Source organism: Blautia intestinihominis (genome assembly GCF_040096655.1).
Taxonomy (GTDB): domain Bacteria; phylum Bacillota; class Clostridia; order Lachnospirales; family Lachnospiraceae; genus Blautia_A; species Blautia_A intestinihominis.
In genome coordinates this window covers 1-17,650 of the sequence record NZ_JBBMEI010000066.1, presented here as the reverse complement: position 1 = coordinate 17,650, position 17,650 = coordinate 1, and the positions used below count along the sequence as shown (strand labels likewise).

The window sequence follows — 17,650 nt, the reverse complement described above, 5'->3', positions numbered from 1 at the left end:
ATCCTTACCTCCTGATAAAACGCAGCAGTTTCTTTGTCAGAAGAGCCGGAAGCTGTTCAAGATCCGTAATATCCAGAAAAGATTCTTCATAAATTTCCTGAATTGCTTCCTTGTCGCTTCCGATCGCAGCAGCCTGAAAGAATACTCCCTGCTGCAGCAGTTTTTTCCGAATCTTCTGAAGGTCCCTTTTTGCCCCTGTGCCTCCATACTGGTTTGCATTAGGTGCACCATCACTGATCACAAACAGCAGTTTCTGTTTTTCCGGTCGTTCCAAAAGACGGCTGCCAGCATACCACAATGCAGTTCCATCCCGGTTGCTTCCATAAGGCTGCATACCAGCAATCCGGAACCGATCCTTTTCATCCGTTTCAAAATCTGCGCAGCAATGCAGATACACTTTTTCGTCTTTCAGGTTCTCATGCCGGTATCCATCTGTATGATGTCCGCACACTAAAACCGGTATTTCTGATTCCATACAAAAATCATACAGGCAAAGTGCTGCAAGAATGGCATGATCCATCCGTTCCCCACACATGGAAAAAGAATTATCGACCAGCACCGCCACACAGATATCCAGATTTTTTCCTGGCTGTTGTTTCTTAAATACTGCCCCAGACGGTGCAGCTATGTTTCGAAGATCTACCCGACGTCCAAGAAAAAGCTTATGTTCCGTGCGTTCTTTCTGATTTTTCAATATAGGAAGCAGTTTCAGGCGAAGTCTCTTTTTTACCTGTTTAAGCTGCCCCTCATACTTTTCTGTCTGTAATTTTAAAAAATCTGATATCTCGGTCTTACGGCAAAGTTTTTTCTGTACCAGGTCATGGCCTTCTTCAAACGGTATCTCCATCAATTCCTTTTGAAGATGTTCGAAAATTTCTTTCTGTATCTTCTCATCAAGCATCTCTTTCGCCATTTCATAAAGGATTTTTTGCAAGGCATTATCACTGGATGCTTCCGTTTCTGAGGCAGGGATGCCACATTCATTCTGTTTGTCTTCGAAGCCACCAGACTCCCTGACACATTTCGGAAGATTTTCACACAGTTGCTGTAGAAACTTCTGAAGCTCTGCCGTGCGCCCGTTTTCATGGCCTTCCGTTTCCTGATCCTCTCCGTTTCTTTCGGTTTTGTCTTCTGTTTCCGACTCCTGTTCCGTATCCTCTTTTCTGATCTTATCTTCATTTTGCTCAGTCTGTGCCCCTGTGTTACCCTGCTTTTCTTCCTCCGGTTCTTCTTCGGATTCATTCGGGTTTTCCTTTTGCCCTTCACGCTCTTCCTGTTCTGGCTTTTGCTCTTCATTTTCTGTACTGTTCTTCTCTATTTCATCTATGATTTCCGCAAAATATTTCCAGATCATCAGAAGAATATGGTTGGTGGCAAGATATCTCTCCATGTCATCTGCTGCCTTTCCCGCTTCATCAATGACCGGCATAAGCAGTTTTAGTGTATCAATAAGCTCGTAATCCGCACCATCCCAGGCATTGACCCTTGAAGACAAGGCATACTGTGCACACAGGTTCATAAGAATAGATAACCTGTCTTTCTCCGTTTCCAGCATTTCCCTAAGTGTTGGAAGCCATTCCACATTTCGGTCGCGATTCATAAGGATTCCCCTGCGGATGCTTCCCGGAAAAAGGGCGCACATCTTCTCTTCTATGTACATATCATTCAAAAGATTGCTGAGATAAGATGCTGTCTGCAGAAAGATAGAAAGGATTGCTTTATCTTTTCTTTCAAAGTAGACATTCATCGCATCCAATGCCTCTTTTTCCTGTGCATTTTCCGGTACTGGCTCCTTTGGATACCAGCTGCCATTTAACATATGCTCGGCATACCTTTTTCTAAGTGCAGAATCCGTATACCGGTAATGTCCGCATTCATGTCCCAGAATCCCGATCAGGCTGTCACTTTTTAATTCCAGTGTCAGAAAACTTGACGTAATCTGGTTTCCCAGATTTACGGCAACTGTTTCTCCCTGATTCCATCCTGCAATCCCTGAATTTTTATCATCGTATAACCGTAATGTAGTCAACTTTCCACCCGTGATTTCATGCCCGATCGAGGTCAAAAGATCACGATACTGCGGCGTATGAAATACTTTTTCCGGTGTCAGTTTTTCTTTCTCTGCACATATCCGTTTCCGGTATAAAGCCTTTTTCATTCGTTTCCTCCATCCGTTTTTAATCCACAGCACAATGAGGAAGAAGAAAGACGCGTTCCATAGTTCCCTGTTCTTCCCTGTCCATGGATGCTTTACTGAGCAGTGCTGTCCATGCTGACCTCCTGAGATCATTGGAAACCATGTAACTTAACACCCAGTTTTCCAATTCCCGGTATCCGCATACGCCATCCGTAATGTCCTGTTCGATCAAATATTCATGGATCTTGCAGACCGTGGCAGCCATAAAGGACAGAAGTTCTTTGTTTTTAAACCCGGTTCTTTTCATTGCCCTTTTTGCCATTTCCTCTTCTGTCAGGGCTTCCTTTGGCTGAATCAGGTTCATTCGGGAAAGAACTGACTGGTTGAAGTTCTGACAGCCGACATAATCCAGATTGGTGGTCATGATCACAATGGTATCCGGATTTCTCCGTATCTGTTCTCCATTTACCAGATCGGTTACAGCTCCATCGTCAAACAGGGAGTTTAATCTCGTAAGTGTCCCAGGTTTTTCAATCATGGCCGGCTCCTGAATTTCAATCACAGATGGTTCCCTGCATGCCTTTACGATTTCTGACTCTTTTAATAAGAAGTCTTTTTCATTTTTCGACTTTTCATAGCCTTTTTCATAAACTGCTTTCAGGATCTCCTGAAAAGCTTTTTCCCGGCTGATCCCCTCTTCATAAATGCCATTTACCGTTGCAAGAGCTGAAGCCGGATCCATTTCAATGTCTTCCAGACGTGGCAATTCCATTTCCAGATGTGCTGTTCCGCCCATATTTGGCACGGTGGTCGCTAAAAGTTCCAGTTCATCCGTTCCAGGTCCACAGGTGAACACATAATATGGAAGCCCTAATATCTGGGCGATCATTCTGGCATCCGTTGTCTTTCCAGTACCGGCATCGCCTGTCAACATAAACAGCCTTGCCGGTGTCTTATCCACCATCTGCAGGATTTCTTCAGCTTCCTTACTTACCAGATAGTCTTCCGGAAGCGAAGGGATCCTTTCTTTTGTCCTTTCATTTACATCCCATCTGCCAGAGTAGATCTGTTTTAATTCAAAAAGTGTTCTTTTTGTCTTCTCATTTACAGGCAAAAGCACATGAAACTTTCCATAGATTTCATCGTTTGGTGCATATACCCCGGCCGCAATTTTATATTCCGGAAGCACATCCTCCAGTTCCTCTGCACGGAACTGGCTCTTTTCCAGCGGGACCGCCTGCTGTGGATTTGCTATTACTTCGCAGTACATGGCATCGCAGCAGATAAATGCCGCCCGCAGTGCAGTTTCCGTGTCTTCCCATTCCTTTTTTTCCTGTTCTTCAAGTATGTAGAAATTTTTTTGGAACTCTTCGTTAAATAAAGGATTATCCGGGACCAGATTGGCATAAGCCAAAAGGGCCAGGTACTGCTCGCCTGTGTTTTTGCCCTCCCGGATTCCCGGAAGTTTCTCGTTTTTTTCTTCTGTCTTTAAAATCCCACTGAAACGTCCGTTTTTCGAATTATAAGTCATTACATACTTTCCCTGATTTCCAGGATATTCCATGCAGAAATAATTTATGGTATCCCTGCCCCTTTGTATACCGGCAGCCCCAGAGTCTTTTTCTTTCCGGATCTGAATCAGTGTCAGAAGTGCCTGTAACGTAGGCCCATGAAGGCGGGAGACTTTTCCCTGCTTCCTGATATTTCGCATGGAACAATCTGCTTCATCATAGCTGACCCGTTTTTTCCCTGCTTTTTCCAACATCACCCGAAATGGGTCCGGAATGGGTTCTTTCATAATCCATGGTGCATAAAAACAAAGATCTGGCATTTTGTTCCCTCCTCTTTCATTATGTGATTTTCTGCATACGAAGGAAAGAAACAGGCAGAGCATTGGATTTTTCCAACGTCTGCCTGTCATTCATTCTTTATGCGCTCTTTTCCTGTTCCAGGATTGCTTCATATATTTTTCGGATACGGTACCCAAACATGGTGTTTCGCCGGCTGATGTAATCCGTCCGGATAGCCTGTGCGATTGCACGTTTGCTTCCCACAATTATAAACCTTTCTCTGGCTCTTGTTACTGCTGTATAGAAAATGTTTCTGCGAAGCATCCACCGGAAACATGGAAGCATTGGAAGGATTGCCATCGGATATTCACTGCCCTGAGCCTTATGTACCGTAATCGCATATGCCAGTGTCAGCGGCCAATAGTCTTCCTCCTGATATTCCATGACCCGGCCATCCCCAAAATCTACACGCATGACCATTTTTTGATCTTTCCGAAAAATCCCTATGACTTCTCCAATGTCGCCATTTGCTACTTCATCGTTGTTTTTTGTCTGCATGACCCGGTCACCTTCCCGGTAAGTATTCCTGCCATTTGTGATTTCCGGATAACCGAAACGCTTTGGATTCGCAATGTCACGCAATACCAGATTCAATGCATCCGTACCTGCTTCCGTATCTTTTCGAAGTGGTGACATCACCTGCACTTCTTCCAAAGAACCGTTTCTCTGCAGTACTTCTTTTCGATAGATCTTCTGTATCTTTCGCGAAGCCTCCTCCGGTGTGGAAGCCGGAATAAACTGAAAGGTATCATCAAACACCAGATCCAGCTGATTCTTATTGATCTTAATGGCATTCTGGCTGATGGTGGAATTCCCTTCCTGTCGGAAACATTCATCTAAGACAGTTACCGGAAATACGCCGGAATCAATGATCTCCTGAAATACTTTTCCAGGCCCTACGGATTCGATCTGATCTTTATCACCCACCAGGACCAGTCTGGCACCGGATTTAATACTGGCAAACAGTTTATCCGCCAGATACATATCGACCATGCTGAACTCATCTGCTATGATCAGGTCATCTGGAATTGGCTGCTCGTTCTTCCATTCTTCCTCTCCAGCTTCTCCGGTAAGCCCTATGGATTTATGGATCGTCAGTGCTGGATACTCTGTACATTCCCGCATTCGCCTTCTGGCGATGCCTGTAGGTGCACATAAAAGGATCACCGCATTTTTATCCAATGCTTCCTGTACAGCAATGATGAAACGGATCACCGTAGTCTTTCCTCTGCCGGGTCCTCCTGTAATGATGGATACCGGGTTTTCAAAGACATTTTTTACTGCCACCTGCTGTTTCGCATTCAAAATAATATCCTGTTCTTTCTGGATCTTTCTTAAAATACGGTCAACATTTACAGCCATTCCCGTCTGCATATGGAGTCTGACTAATGCGGCAGCAGCTCCCAGTTCGGCCTGGAAGCTTTTGCGTGTATAAAACCCTCCATCGTGGCAGACCAGGCTTCCATCTGTATGGATCATATCATTGCCTGTATCCCGGATTGCCCGTTCAGAGACCGGTGAAACATCTTTGTTGTGATTTAAAAGTTTTTCGACACGTTCTATAATGTCCTCTCTTTTTAAATACAAATGTCCTTCGCCTTCTGCTTCTGACATAATATGCAGAATAGCAGCCTTAATGCGAAGGGGATCATCTGCACGGAAATGTTTTGCCTTTACTGCAATCTGGTCAACAGTCAGAAATCCAAATCCATGAACCTCACAGAGCCGGAAAGGCTCCTCCTTCACGATCATAACTGCAGCAGGGCCAAATTTCTCCTGTATTTTTGAAGCTTTTGCAGGAGTCACCCCAAAAGGGGACAAATACATCATCAGTTCCCGGATGGAACTGCTTTTTTGATATCCTTCCAGAATATCATCTAAGCGTTTCTGCGTAATTCCTTTTACCTGAAGGAGTTTCTCCGGGCTGTCATTAAAAACATTCAGTGTGTCTTCCCCAAACGTTTCCACGATGCGGGCTGCCATTGCCGGTCCGATCCCTTTGATCAGGGATGACGACAAATAAGTCCGAATACCTTCTTTTGTGGTTGGCATGGTTACTGAAAAATTGCTCACACTATACTGCATTCCATATTTTGTGGGTTTCCAGTCTCCCGTCAGTTCCACATCCAGGCCTTCGTTTGTCGGAAGTTCGGTTCCAAATGCCTGAAATATTCCATAATTTCCATTCTTTTGTTTTTTTACTTCCTCCGGTAAATCTTCATTGGTCATGTAGGAAGCTACCGTATATCCACTTCCTGCATTATAATAGATCTGCCGGATGGCTTTACAGCAAATGCTCATGTTCCAGCTCCTCTCTACCATGAAATCCAGAGATAATTATTGCATCCCATACTGGTGATGAAACCATCCTTCTTTAGTTTTTCCCGGATCACCTCTGTCTGTCCAAAAGGATAACCTTTTAAAATTCCAATCCTTCGATATTTCCTTTTTCCAATGGAAATACTGCAGATTCCTTCCCTGTTTACTGAAAAACGGTTTCGATTTTCAGATTCCAGAGTTTTCCGAATCGCCTGGATCCGCTCAAAGCCTTCCTTTTCGTACCATATGGCAGCCTGTGCCCTGCATCTTGCCTGCTTCTCCTGATTATCGAAATTTACCGTTTCCGATCCCTTCTCATGATTTTTCGGTAAATCCTCGGTCTTTTCAGCATCTGCATGTACTTTACGGGCATCTGCATGTTTTTTTTGCTGCTTATTGTCATCATCATTCTCATTCGTTTCCTCCTTGTCCTTTTTCATAATAAATTTTTCATAGAAAAACAATCCTGCTGCAACCGGAATGACTAATGAAAGGGACTGTATGATCACTGCCAGAAATACCGGCCATAAAAATGGTGATACTAACAGACCAAAAATTCCAGTTATCACGCACAGCTGTTTATGTGCAGACAACCATTTGTTCATTTTCTCTATCATAAGCATTTCCTCCTATGATTTGCTCAGTCAAAATCCAGTTTTTCATCATCTGTTTCCATGTACCGGTCATCAATATCCTGACTACGCTCCCGGCTTCTTGCCGAAGTTCCTCTGGATCTTGTCCCGCCAGAATTTGATCTCCGTCTATCATCTGATGCATCTGTCCTGGTATTGTTTCTGTATCTTCCACTTTCACGTTCCCTGTCATAGTCACGGTCATCCATTTCTGCTGCTCTTTCACTTCTGGTGCTTCTGGAAGCTGAACGCTGGTTTTCTGCACGGTCAGAACGGTTTCGATTAGAAGATGCCCTTGTTTCTCTTTCCGGCTCTTCCCGCTCGTCATTTCCAGATTCTAAAGCTTTCTTACTTTCTGCAAAAGAAATCTCTTCAATCATAAGCCGCATGCCGTAGACATTTTCACCAGCCCGATTCTTGTAGTTGTCATTCTGCATACGACCTTCTACCAGAATCTTGATACCCTTAAACAGATATTTTTCCGCGAACTCTGCTTTTCTGCCAAAAGCCGTACAGCTGAAGAAATCTGCTTCCGGATCTCCTCTTCGTACAAATTTCCGGTTTACCGCCAAGCGAAAGTTTGCGATGGCAAGTTCTCCATTCTCTGTCTGTGTGTAGCGTAAATCAGGCTCATTTACTACTCGTCCCATCATGATTGATTTGTTCATAATTGTCCTCCCATAACTTTATAAAATTTTCCAGTTTCATTCCAGATGTTCCCGCATACATTTGACTAATGCTCCCATACCATTTTTTCGGATCTCGCGGGCAGCAGAGTCAGTCGTACATAAATTTTTCGCCATCTCCAGTGATTCTTCTCCCGGATGTGTTGCAAACAATACCGGTATCAGATAAAACAGAGATTTTTTGACCAGCATATCATATGCCATCTTAAAAGATTCAGGCGAAGTTTCCTTTCCATCTGGATTACATACAATCTGCCATACTCCTGGATATTCGATAATCCATTCAAGAAGGTGCACGACCTCCTTTTCCATCTTTTTTCGTTTCATAACGCCCTCCTTGCATTCTGAGTTTTCTTGTGTTTTTTATGATCCTCCTTTCCTTATTTGCTGATCTGTACTTGTTGTCTGCCATATTTTTGCAACAAAAAAAGGCCATTTAGAAATTTTCATTCTAAATGACCTTATTCATTACAAAGGCAGGAGGCTTTTGGCTCCTTAATGTTTTACTCCCGGTCAGATCCGGAACCAGCGTTTCTTATCTGTGTCTACAGATACAAATACAAATCTCACAATCATATTAACACAAGATATTGTTGACGTCAATCGCACTTTTGCTATATTTTGTATTTTCGATTTTCAAAGATTTAATCAACTTCTCTTATTACTTACGGAAATGTAATTTTACCATTTTTATTTATACGAATCTTAAATGTACCACCAAACATTTTATTGTTATTTTTTTATCTCTACAGTAAAAATATCCAATTGCGGTATCTCCTCCCTCTCTTCGATTAAATTATTCTTTTGTCATCTGATTTTAATTTCTATTTTTCCTTCCACTGGGCTATATAAATCCAGAGGATCTTCATCACTTTCATAAACACGTCCTACGCCTTCTCCGTAAGTATCTTCTGTTTCTGTTTCATATTTTTTATATGTTGTTCTGTTTTTTTCTTCTTTATTTACATATAATTCTAATGTCACCGTTTTAGCATCTGGAGAAATTCCTTTATATTTTGTATTATTTCTGCTTTCTTCAAACACAGTCTCTGTGTCTCCATAATTTGTCATTCTATAAAGCCCCTGATTTTCTTTATCGTCGGTTCCTATTAAATAATAATCTTCATATTCTTTATTATCCAAATTTCCATAAATTGTACTTGCCAAATCGTTTAAGTTCATTTTTGAAATCGTCAGATTTTGATTTGGAGATATCTTTATTTTTTTATTCACATTTACATTTATGGTATTCTTCTCCAGTTCTTCCCAATTTGATGAAAATTCAAAAATATAGTCATCCGTATCTTCTGTATCTGCAGTATCCATTTCTGTTGGATCAAATAACCATACTTTCATTTTTATATCTGCTGTATTATCTTTAATAGTTGTATCTTCCAACCTATAATGACAAACCTGACCATCTGCTCCGTTCTCCTTTTTCTCCAGAGCATATGTTCCATCTAACTGTGCCGCTTTTCCATTTATCTCCACTTCTGTTAGTAGAATAGTCTCTTTTTCTTTTGAATCATTTATATTATCAGATATTGCCACCCATAAATTCTCCTTATCAGCAGCAATTTCATCTAACGTAATAGAAATTCCATTTTTAGTAATCGTTTTTCCAACACTATCTATATATGATTCTACATTTTCATTAATCCCCAATGCCGTTTGAATCCACGAAGTAATCTGTTCCCAGGCCGCCTTTATCTCATTCGGATGTCCCAAGCCTCCTAACAATAATGCTATTACAACTCCTGCTGCAATCTTTGCTAATTTTAATTTCAAATTAACATTTCGCTTTTTCCATGGCAAGGAAGCTTCGTAAACAAATTTTTCATCTATTTCTCCCATCAGATCCAAAAAATTGTTTTCTTTTTTCATATGATTTCTTTCACCTCTTCCCATAATCTGTTTCTGCTTCGAAAAAGACTGGATTTAATTTTAGTCTCAGAGCATCCATGTCTTTTTGCAATGTCTTTAATATTATCCATATACCAATATCGCCTGACAAAAATATCCCTGTCTCCTGCTTTTAAATCACTTAAAAATTTTTCTAAAATATTCAAAATTTCCTTTTTCTTTATATCCTCTTCCACATAATCCTTTATTGTATTTTCCAGTTTTTCCACTTCACCACAAATATCCATCATATGTGTATCTGCTCTTTTTGAAGCATTTTTCTTTCTGAAATTGTCCAATGCCAAATTTCTGGTTATTTTTCCAAGAAATGCAGATAATTTTGTTGGCGTTTTGGGCGGAATCTTATTCCACGTTATCAGCCACGTATCATTTACGCATTCTTCTGAATCTTCTGTGTTATATAAAATATTCCATGCAATCTTAAAGCAAAATTTTTCGTACTTTACTTCTACCTGGCGAATTGCATCTTCTGATCTTTCTAAAAATAAATTTATAATATGTATATCTTCCATATCACATTTCTCCCCTGTATATTAGTGTTTTTATGCAGATAGGTTATTTGCAGTGTGCCATATTAATGTTTTCTATTATATAGAACGTATTTTTTTCTGTTTGGTTGCACTTTTTTTCTATTTTTATAATTTTTTTTGTTACCATGCTTCCATTATCACTATAACATATTATCTAAACATTCTTCTCTCTTGGTCAACTATTAATATCGTAATCTACTTCTGCAAATAAAACTACATGCAAAAAATGAAAAAAGGAGCTGCCATTCCATGTGTATTCATGAAAGGCAGCTCCTGCTTGAATCATTTTTATTTAACAACTACTTTTACTTTTTTACGGATCTTTCCAGATTTCACTGTGATATAAGCTGTTCCCTTTTTCTTTCCGGTGATCACGCCCTTGGAATTTAGCGTCACGCTCTTCTTATTCGAAGAACTGTAGGTAACCTTCTCCTGGGAAGTAATCTGGCTGATGACTGGTTTCGGCGTAAGTTTTTTTATTCCTTGCAACAGTCACGCTTGATTTCAGTCCGGTGATCTTTGTTGTTCTTACCGTTGTTTTCTGCACAGTAACGGAAATGACCTGTTTCTTGCCGCTGGCCAGTGTAATGGTCACTTTGATTATTATTTGAATTCCAGCCCTCAGCCTTTTCATTGACAGAGGGCTAATTTTGGCTTAACAATTATTGAGCATCCCTTAACTGATCTACAATGCTGCATTTCGCTGCGTTATCATACATCATGCAGGGAATCAGCCACCCAAGCAGAAGAAATACCGGAATTGTCAGCAGGACAGGCAGAACGGTGAACCGATACTCAAAGAACCAGAACATACTGCCCAGCATTTTTCCTGCAAGAGGTCCCACCGCCAGCGACAGAATAAAGGCCGCCGCTACGGAAGACATTGCGTAAAACAACCCCTCGTAGATCAACATGGTTTTGAGCTGTCGGTTTGTCATTCCTACAGCCTGAAGCACCGCAAATTCCCGGCGGCGGGAAAGAATACCGGTCATCATGGCGTTGAAGAAATTTAAGAGTCCCACCAGCCCAATGATAGCACAGAGGATACCACCGATCAGAAGGAACATCTGCCGGAACTGAGCAAACTCAGAGCGAACCGTGGCTTTGCTTTCATACATCAAGGGCGAAAACTCACCGGCCGTGAGCTTTGACAGATATTGCTCTGCTTCGGCCTCGTCAGCTTCGTCCGCTGTGTCGAACAGGTAGAGCATCGGAATGGCTGCACCACCGCTGTCCCTCTGTGCGGTGTCCACAGACAAAACTGCGTCATATCCAATACCGCCATAACGATAACTCATGGAATTCGGAAGTTCTACCAAGGCGCAGACCGTGTACTCTACATCTCTGGCTCCATACAATTTTGCCTGAAGGTACTCCTCCGGTGTATCTTCGGTGCGGAGTTCCCCGGTGCGGCTGTCGATATATTTCACATCATCCGCATAGGTAGCGGTAATCGTGTTCCCCACCTTGGGGTAGTATTCAGGATTGAGCAGATTGCCGTAATCATCCAAAGAAACCGCAATGGCAATAGCGTTATTGTTTGGCTCCAGCATAGGAGAAATATCTCCGTCGAACACTTGCAGCTTGTCAAACAGGCTGTTATCCAGAGCCTCGATTCTGCTATCTCCCATCACCATATCGCCCCGGTGCTCCATGCGGCTCATATGGCTGTCCAACTGCTCAGCACTTTCGTACCTTGCATAGTCCTGCCGCAGAGCATCCTCCGTCATCCAAAGATATACGGGTTTTCGCACAGCATATCCCGTGCCGGAAAGACTGGACTTTGTGTTTGCTGCGATCTCTTCGATCTGTTCCGGCGTGATGAATTCATCTGCCGGGTTGTAACGGAAATAGTCGGGCGTGCTGACGATAAAATCGGCGCAGGTCATGAAGGATACATACTTCTCCATGCTGAAGCCGCCCACAAAGGCACACAGTGCATTGAACAGCGTCACCGACAGTGCCAGAGACACCACCACCAGCACCGTCTTTTTCTTGTTTCGTCCCAAATTGGCAAAGGCCATCTGATGGAGCTTGGCTCCCCGGGTGCTGCGCTGTTTTTTCTTGGTCTGCATTGCATCCGTATATTTGGTAGCCTCCACCGGAGAGACCTTAGCTGCCATTTTTCCGGGCTTGGAACAGGACAAGAGCACCGTCAACAAGGCGAACAGCATAGAACCAAGGAAGATCACAGGCGATGTGCTGATGGTGGTGATGCCTGCATCCAACTGGGTGGAGCGCAAGACAACAGGAACCAAAACAGCGCCGATGCCATAGCCCAGCAGCAGCCCCGCCGGAATACCGATCAGACAAAGCAGAAGTGCCTGCTGGCGAATGATGCGTTTGAGCTGCCGGGGCGTTGTGCCAATGGTTTTCAGAAGTCCGTAAAACCGGATATCCCCTGCAACGGAGATCTGAAAAATGTTATAGATGATAAGATACCCCGTGAAAATGACCAGCAGCAAAAAAGCTGCTATGGCGACCATCAGCTCTGGATCGAGCTGCGACTCCAGCTGGGATGAGGTATATCCCCAGTTAACGCCGATCCGGACGCTGTTGGGATCGGTATAGCTGTCCCAGGTGTAGCCAAGATCGGTATCCACCTGCTCCATCTGCCCTTGAATGTTTGTGCCGGAGGCCAGCATGACATTCAAATCTGTGCGGAAAGGCTGTAAACCTGTTTTCACTGCCTGCGCTTCGATGTCATCTGCGTAATCACGGCTGATGTTGATGTAGTGAACAGGCATTAGTTCATCATAGTCCCAATAGCCCACCAGCGTAAAGGTATCTGTTACAGTAAAGGCGGTTTGATCCTTGTCCGTAATGGAATAGGAAACCGTGACCTCGGCGCCCAGCTCCGGCGTTACGCCAAGCAGCTGCAACGCTGCCGTATCCATGGCTACCTCTTTGCCGCTTTCGGGCATCCGTCCGGTAGTAGGGGTTGCATAGCTCCATTTAGTGCAGTTGGCATCCATGTAGCTGATCTCTGCCGGTATTTTGGCAAAGACCCCCTCCGCAGTGATACCGATTACCTTCCGTGCCCCCGCAGCCTTCACCTTTGGGTGGGCAGCGATGCGTTCCGCCTGCTCGGGGGAAACATCCTTAAAGGTGCCATGCGCATAGCCGCCTACCTGCCGAAACTGGTAGGTTTCATAGCTGGCGTTCAACGACAAGACAATGGTGAACATGGACGTAAATAGCAGCGTTGTCAGCGCAATGGCAAAAATGGCGATCAGATTGCGACGACGGTTCGCATAAAGAGATTTTAAGCTGAGTTTCCGAATACATTTTCTGTTTTTGACATTCATCGTAACCACCTCCCGTTAGTTTTGGGAGACGATCCGACCATCTTCGATACGGATAATGCGGTCTGCCATCTGTGCAATTTCTTCGTTGTGAGTGATCATTACGATTGTCTGGGCGAACTTTTGACTGGTGACTTTCAAAAGGCTCAATACATCCTGGCTGGTTTTGGAATCCAGATTGCCGGTGGGTTCATCTGCCAGAATGATAGCGGGTGCTGCCGCCAGCGCACGGGCGATTGCCACACGCTGCTGCTGACCGCCGGAGAGTTGATTGGGCAGTGCATCCAGACGCTCATCCAGCCCAAGGGTCTGCACGATCTGCTGTACGAAATCCTTGTTGACCTTGCCACCGTCCAGCTCAATGGGTAGAACGATATTTTCATACACATTCAGCACCGGAACAAGATTATATGCTTGGAACACAAAGCCGATTTTCCTGCGGCGGAAGATGGTCAGCGCTTCCTCCTTCAGGGAGAAAATATCCTGTCCGTCCACCCTGACTGTGCCGCTTGTAGGGCGATCCAACCCGCCCAGCATATGCAACAGCGTGGATTTTCCGGATCCGGATGTGCCGACAATTGCAACAAACTCTCCCTTCTTCACACTTAAATCAACTCCATCCAACGCATGAACGGCGTTATTACCGGAGCCATAAATCTTTTTCAGGTCTTTTGCCTGTAAAACCTCCATAAACAAGTACCTCCATGAAAAAATCTGTATGTATGAAAGGAAACGATCCTTTGATACATACAGATTATCGCATAGGATTCTTTCCACATTCTTTCCGGCGGAAAATGAAATCTAACAATTTTGATAGAATTGTTGTTATTTCGGCAGAAACACGGAAAAAGTGCTTCCTTTGCCGGGGACAGAGGCGACTTTGATATAGCCGCCCTCGCCGGATATGATCTGTCGGGCAAGGTATAAGCCGATGCCAACCCCTTCCTGCTCCCGAACTGACTTTGAACGATAAAAGCGGGCAAAGATCTTTGCCTGCGCGTTTTCCGGGATACCTGAACCGGTATCCGATATATCGATCCTTGTAAACATTTCGTACCTTACGGTAGAAATCGTGATTGTTCCATGCTCCGTATATTTGATGGCGTTGTCTACGATATTAGCCAGCGCTTCCGCTGTCCATTTGAAGTCAAATACAGCAAAAGCATTGGTATCCTGCATTTGCAAAGACAATCCTTTTTCAGAAGCCTTGGCGGTATATTGTTCTACTACGCTTTCAAGCAGCGGCTGAAGTGATGCTTGCTGAGGGGAAAGTGAAATGATCCCATTTTCCAGTCTGGAAAGTTTTACGAGAGAATCAATCAGAAATCGTAGCTTTTCCGATTGTTTGTACAGTGCCTCCACATTTTCCTTTGCCGATGCAGACAGAGTTTCCTCCATCAAAAGCTCGCTATATAACAGCAGGTTTGCAATCGGCGTTTTCGTCTGATGGGAAATGTCCGCAATCAAGGATTTGATTTTGTCTTTTTCCTGTGCCATATTTCGAGAAGATGCTTCTGCGGCAGAAAGATAGTGTGCAAACTTTGTTTCCAAAGCAGACAGCTGGCTTTCATCAAAAGTTGTTTCAGAAAAGGAGCCGGTCATGGCGGCGTCCAGCATCCTTTCGATTTCTTCCATCGTTTTTATGACCTTTCTCCGCTCCCATAATACAACAGCTGCTGCCGCCAGAAAACACAGCAGTATGATCGCGATGCCGCTTTTATTCATCTTTTGTCACCCAGCTATAACCGATTCCATAGACGGTTTTAATGTATTTCTGTGCCCCAAGCTTATCCCTCAGACGCTTGATCGTAACAGACAAAGCATTTTCATCCACATATTCAGCACCATCTGTCCAGATCCTGTCTACAAGGTCTCCACGGGTCATGGTTCGACCACGATTTTCAACAAGCAGACGCAGTAATTTTTGTTCTGTTTTACTCAATTCCACTTTTGAATCTCCCACATAAAAGGTCATAGCCTCAAAGTCAAAGTGAAATAGATCAATATGGATCGGCGCATTTTTATGGTTTGACGCTTGCTTTCGCAGTTGGGTATTCACTCTTGCCCGCAAAACCGAAAGAGAAAAGGGCTTGGTAATGTAATCATCAGCGCCCCTCTCCAGTCCGTCCACGATGTCCAGATCGGTATCATTGGCAGTCAGCAGAATAACAGGAATCCCGGGTGTGTTTTCCTTGACCTCCCGGAGCAGTTCAAGCCCACTGCCATCCGGCAGATTGATATCTAACAGGATCAGGGATACACCGCCGCAAAGCAGTTGCTCCTTCGCTGTTTTCAGGTCATGGCAGGAAATGATCTTCCGATCATCTACTTTCAGTGCTTTGCATAAACCTTGATTCAAACCAATATCATCTTCAACAATCAATAATTGCTCCATATATCTCACTCCCTCGTTCCTCAAAGGTATTCGGCAAAGTTAATAACAAGACACAAAAATAACCGCCTCAGTCTAGCAAACTGAACGGTTATTTTCAATCAATTAAGTATGTGGACTAACCGTCTATCGGCAGCACACTTTTTCTATAATCATATTAGCACGCATATGTGACAATGTCAAAAAATTTCTTCATTCTCTTGGTTATTAATCTCCTTGATCAGCTGTACTGCCTTCTCTGTATCATCGGTTTTCACGAATATATCCACGCCATATATTCCAAATCCGGGTGCCCCATGCATTGCAACATTCGCACCTGCTTCCTGGGAAAAAGCTTCTATTTCACTTTGCTTTAACATTTCTACGAGCTGTTCTGTCTCTACTATATTCTGTGCATTATAAATCTTTGTCCATTCTGTCTTAGATTGGGAAGTTTCTTTTCTCTCCTGAACATTTGGTGAATTCTGATTTCTTTTTCGATTAATAAATGCTAAGGTCCTAAGAATAATAAATGACACAATAGTAATACCTATCAGAAATCCCAATGCCAATCGTGTTATCTGTGTTTCTGTAGCTCCCATTCTAAATAAACATGTACCATAGATGACTGTAAAAATTCCTGCACATATTACACTGGTGAGAAAATTCCGCCATATAGCAGCACTTTTTGGCAGGCATTTATCCCATATTCCATTATACACCATAATAGCTACATATAGGATTCCTCCTACTAAGACAGTTACTATTTCTCCCAAAACCAAACGAGTATCCACCATTAATAGCATCTGAATAATAATCGCTAACACACCAATCACAAACATTGATGCAAATGCAAGATTTCCAGCCTTTAATGCTTTTTGTTTCACCCATTCTTCATACACCGCAACTTTGTCCAGTGTTTCTTTCATATCTTTATTCATAGTCTGGCTCCTTTCTCCATCCAGGAGCTCTCTCATCTCAACATCGTAATATTCAGCAAGTTGAACAAGTACACTGAGATCTGGCATATTTATTCCTGTTTCCCATCTGGAAACTGTTCTTGCAGATACCCCAAACTTCTCGGCAAGCTGTTCTTGCGTAAGATTCTTTTCTTTACGACATTGCTTTAAAAAGGCTCCAATCTTTTTTGTATCCATATCTCTACCTCTCTTCCACTTACAGCTTACCAATATGCACCAAAATTACCACGACATAAAACGAGAATCCGTTAATTTTCAACCGGACATCTTATGTCTAGAATAAATAAACGGTATTTTCATCCCGAAAACAAATACCTATAATCATTCCAACATTCAAACAAGAAGTATCTCTCGCCCAATGTGCTCGGTCAATTCCGATTTGAGCTAAAGCTCAAGAGGCTTTTAATGCCCCTCATGCTTTTCTCTTTTCTTTTGCTGTTTCAACTCAAACATTCGCTGTTCTTTCGCCTCTTTTTTCTTGCGATTTCTCTCTTTACGCTCCTGTTTGTTATGTTCCTGCTGTAATTTCAATGCTTGCTGCGATTTTGTGCCAATACCTGTTCCTATTGTCTGCTTTTTTACTTCTCGATGCATCCGTTTCGGATTTCTTTTTATATCCTTTACAACAGTTTCAACAGCCGGACTGAATTTCAAACTGAAATAGTATTGTTGAATATATTCCTGCACTTCGTAATCTTTTGGTTCTGCACCAAATATTACCTTCGCTACAGATAATTTACCATCCTCAATACGCTCAAATACGCCTACCCAAAATGGTTCTTCAAAATATACCGTCAGTTTTCCATTTGTTTTGTCCATAAAAATCCCTCCTAAAATGAATTGAACAAAGAATGGACAACCCGGAGGGGCAGGTTACTTACCCTATTTACATAGGACGGCTGGGCTACCTACCAGCT

At 43.0% G+C, this 17,650-nt stretch carries 15 protein-coding genes; all 15 read right to left on the bottom strand.

What is annotated here, in order from left to right; genetic code table 11:
* Nucleotides 1-4: 4 nt before the first annotated feature.
* Nucleotides 5-2,158: a cobaltochelatase CobT-related protein gene (locus WMO75_RS15560; protein ID WP_270428639.1), complete on the bottom strand. Its 2,154-nt coding sequence runs from the start codon at nucleotides 2,156-2,158 to the stop codon at nucleotides 5-7.
* Nucleotides 2,159-2,177: 19 nt separating this feature from the next.
* Nucleotides 2,178-3,968, bottom strand: coding sequence for a P-loop NTPase family protein (locus WMO75_RS15555; protein ID WP_243033333.1), 1,791 nt, complete (start codon nucleotides 3,966-3,968; stop codon nucleotides 2,178-2,180).
* Nucleotides 3,969-4,065: 97 nt separating this feature from the next.
* On the bottom strand, nucleotides 4,066-6,288 hold the full coding sequence (recD2, locus tag WMO75_RS15550; RefSeq protein ID WP_207758508.1) for an SF1B family DNA helicase RecD2: 2,223 nt from the start codon (nucleotides 6,286-6,288) through the stop codon (nucleotides 4,066-4,068).
* A 14-nt stretch (nucleotides 6,289-6,302) separates the two neighbouring features.
* Nucleotides 6,303-6,923, bottom strand: coding sequence for a hypothetical protein (locus WMO75_RS15545; RefSeq protein ID WP_117593958.1), 621 nt, complete (start codon nucleotides 6,921-6,923; stop codon nucleotides 6,303-6,305).
* A 23-nt stretch (nucleotides 6,924-6,946) separates the two neighbouring features.
* Nucleotides 6,947-7,606 carry a single-stranded DNA-binding protein gene (locus WMO75_RS15540; protein WP_110925771.1) on the bottom strand — a complete coding sequence of 220 codons (660 nt, stop codon included), beginning with the start codon at nucleotides 7,604-7,606 and terminating at the stop codon, nucleotides 6,947-6,949.
* A 36-nt stretch (nucleotides 7,607-7,642) separates the two neighbouring features.
* Nucleotides 7,643-7,951, bottom strand: a complete 309-nt coding sequence (locus WMO75_RS15535; RefSeq protein WP_117593961.1) for a hypothetical protein — start codon at nucleotides 7,949-7,951, stop codon at nucleotides 7,643-7,645.
* 480 nt (nucleotides 7,952-8,431) lie between these two features.
* Complete coding sequence (locus WMO75_RS15530) at nucleotides 8,432-9,532, bottom strand: DUF4179 domain-containing protein (protein ID WP_117996819.1); 1,101 nt, start codon at nucleotides 9,530-9,532, stop codon at nucleotides 8,432-8,434.
* Nucleotides 9,505-10,059 (bottom strand): RNA polymerase sigma factor, encoded by a 555-nt coding sequence (locus WMO75_RS15525; protein ID WP_015525029.1) that lies wholly within the window; start codon nucleotides 10,057-10,059, stop codon nucleotides 9,505-9,507. The genes WMO75_RS15530 and WMO75_RS15525 overlap by 28 nt, the downstream gene beginning before the upstream one ends.
* A 306-nt stretch (nucleotides 10,060-10,365) precedes the next feature.
* Nucleotides 10,366-10,566: an Ig-like domain-containing protein gene (locus WMO75_RS15520; protein ID WP_227222063.1), complete on the bottom strand. Its 201-nt coding sequence runs from the start codon at nucleotides 10,564-10,566 to the stop codon at nucleotides 10,366-10,368.
* Nucleotides 10,567-10,739: 173 nt separating this feature from the next.
* A complete protein-coding gene (locus WMO75_RS15515; RefSeq protein ID WP_349078438.1) occupies nucleotides 10,740-13,385 on the bottom strand; it encodes an ABC transporter permease in 2,646 nt (881 codons plus the stop codon).
* A 15-nt stretch (nucleotides 13,386-13,400) separates the two neighbouring features.
* Nucleotides 13,401-14,072 (bottom strand): ABC transporter ATP-binding protein, encoded by a 672-nt coding sequence (locus tag WMO75_RS15510; RefSeq protein WP_227222751.1) that lies wholly within the window; start codon nucleotides 14,070-14,072, stop codon nucleotides 13,401-13,403.
* Between the two features lie 135 nt (nucleotides 14,073-14,207).
* A complete protein-coding gene (locus WMO75_RS15505; RefSeq protein ID WP_227222750.1) occupies nucleotides 14,208-15,107 on the bottom strand; it encodes a sensor histidine kinase in 900 nt (299 codons plus the stop codon).
* Nucleotides 15,100-15,777, bottom strand: a complete 678-nt coding sequence (locus WMO75_RS15500; RefSeq protein ID WP_173753661.1) for a response regulator transcription factor — start codon at nucleotides 15,775-15,777, stop codon at nucleotides 15,100-15,102. The genes WMO75_RS15505 and WMO75_RS15500 overlap by 8 nt, the downstream gene beginning before the upstream one ends.
* 176 nt (nucleotides 15,778-15,953) lie before the next feature.
* Entirely contained in the window at nucleotides 15,954-16,910 is a 957-nt protein-coding gene (locus tag WMO75_RS15495) for a helix-turn-helix domain-containing protein (RefSeq protein WP_092072146.1), read from the bottom strand.
* A 225-nt stretch (nucleotides 16,911-17,135) separates the two neighbouring features.
* Nucleotides 17,136-17,552: a YjdF family protein gene (locus tag WMO75_RS15490; protein ID WP_227222749.1), complete on the bottom strand. Its 417-nt coding sequence runs from the start codon at nucleotides 17,550-17,552 to the stop codon at nucleotides 17,136-17,138.
* Nucleotides 17,553-17,650 lie beyond the last annotated feature (98 nt).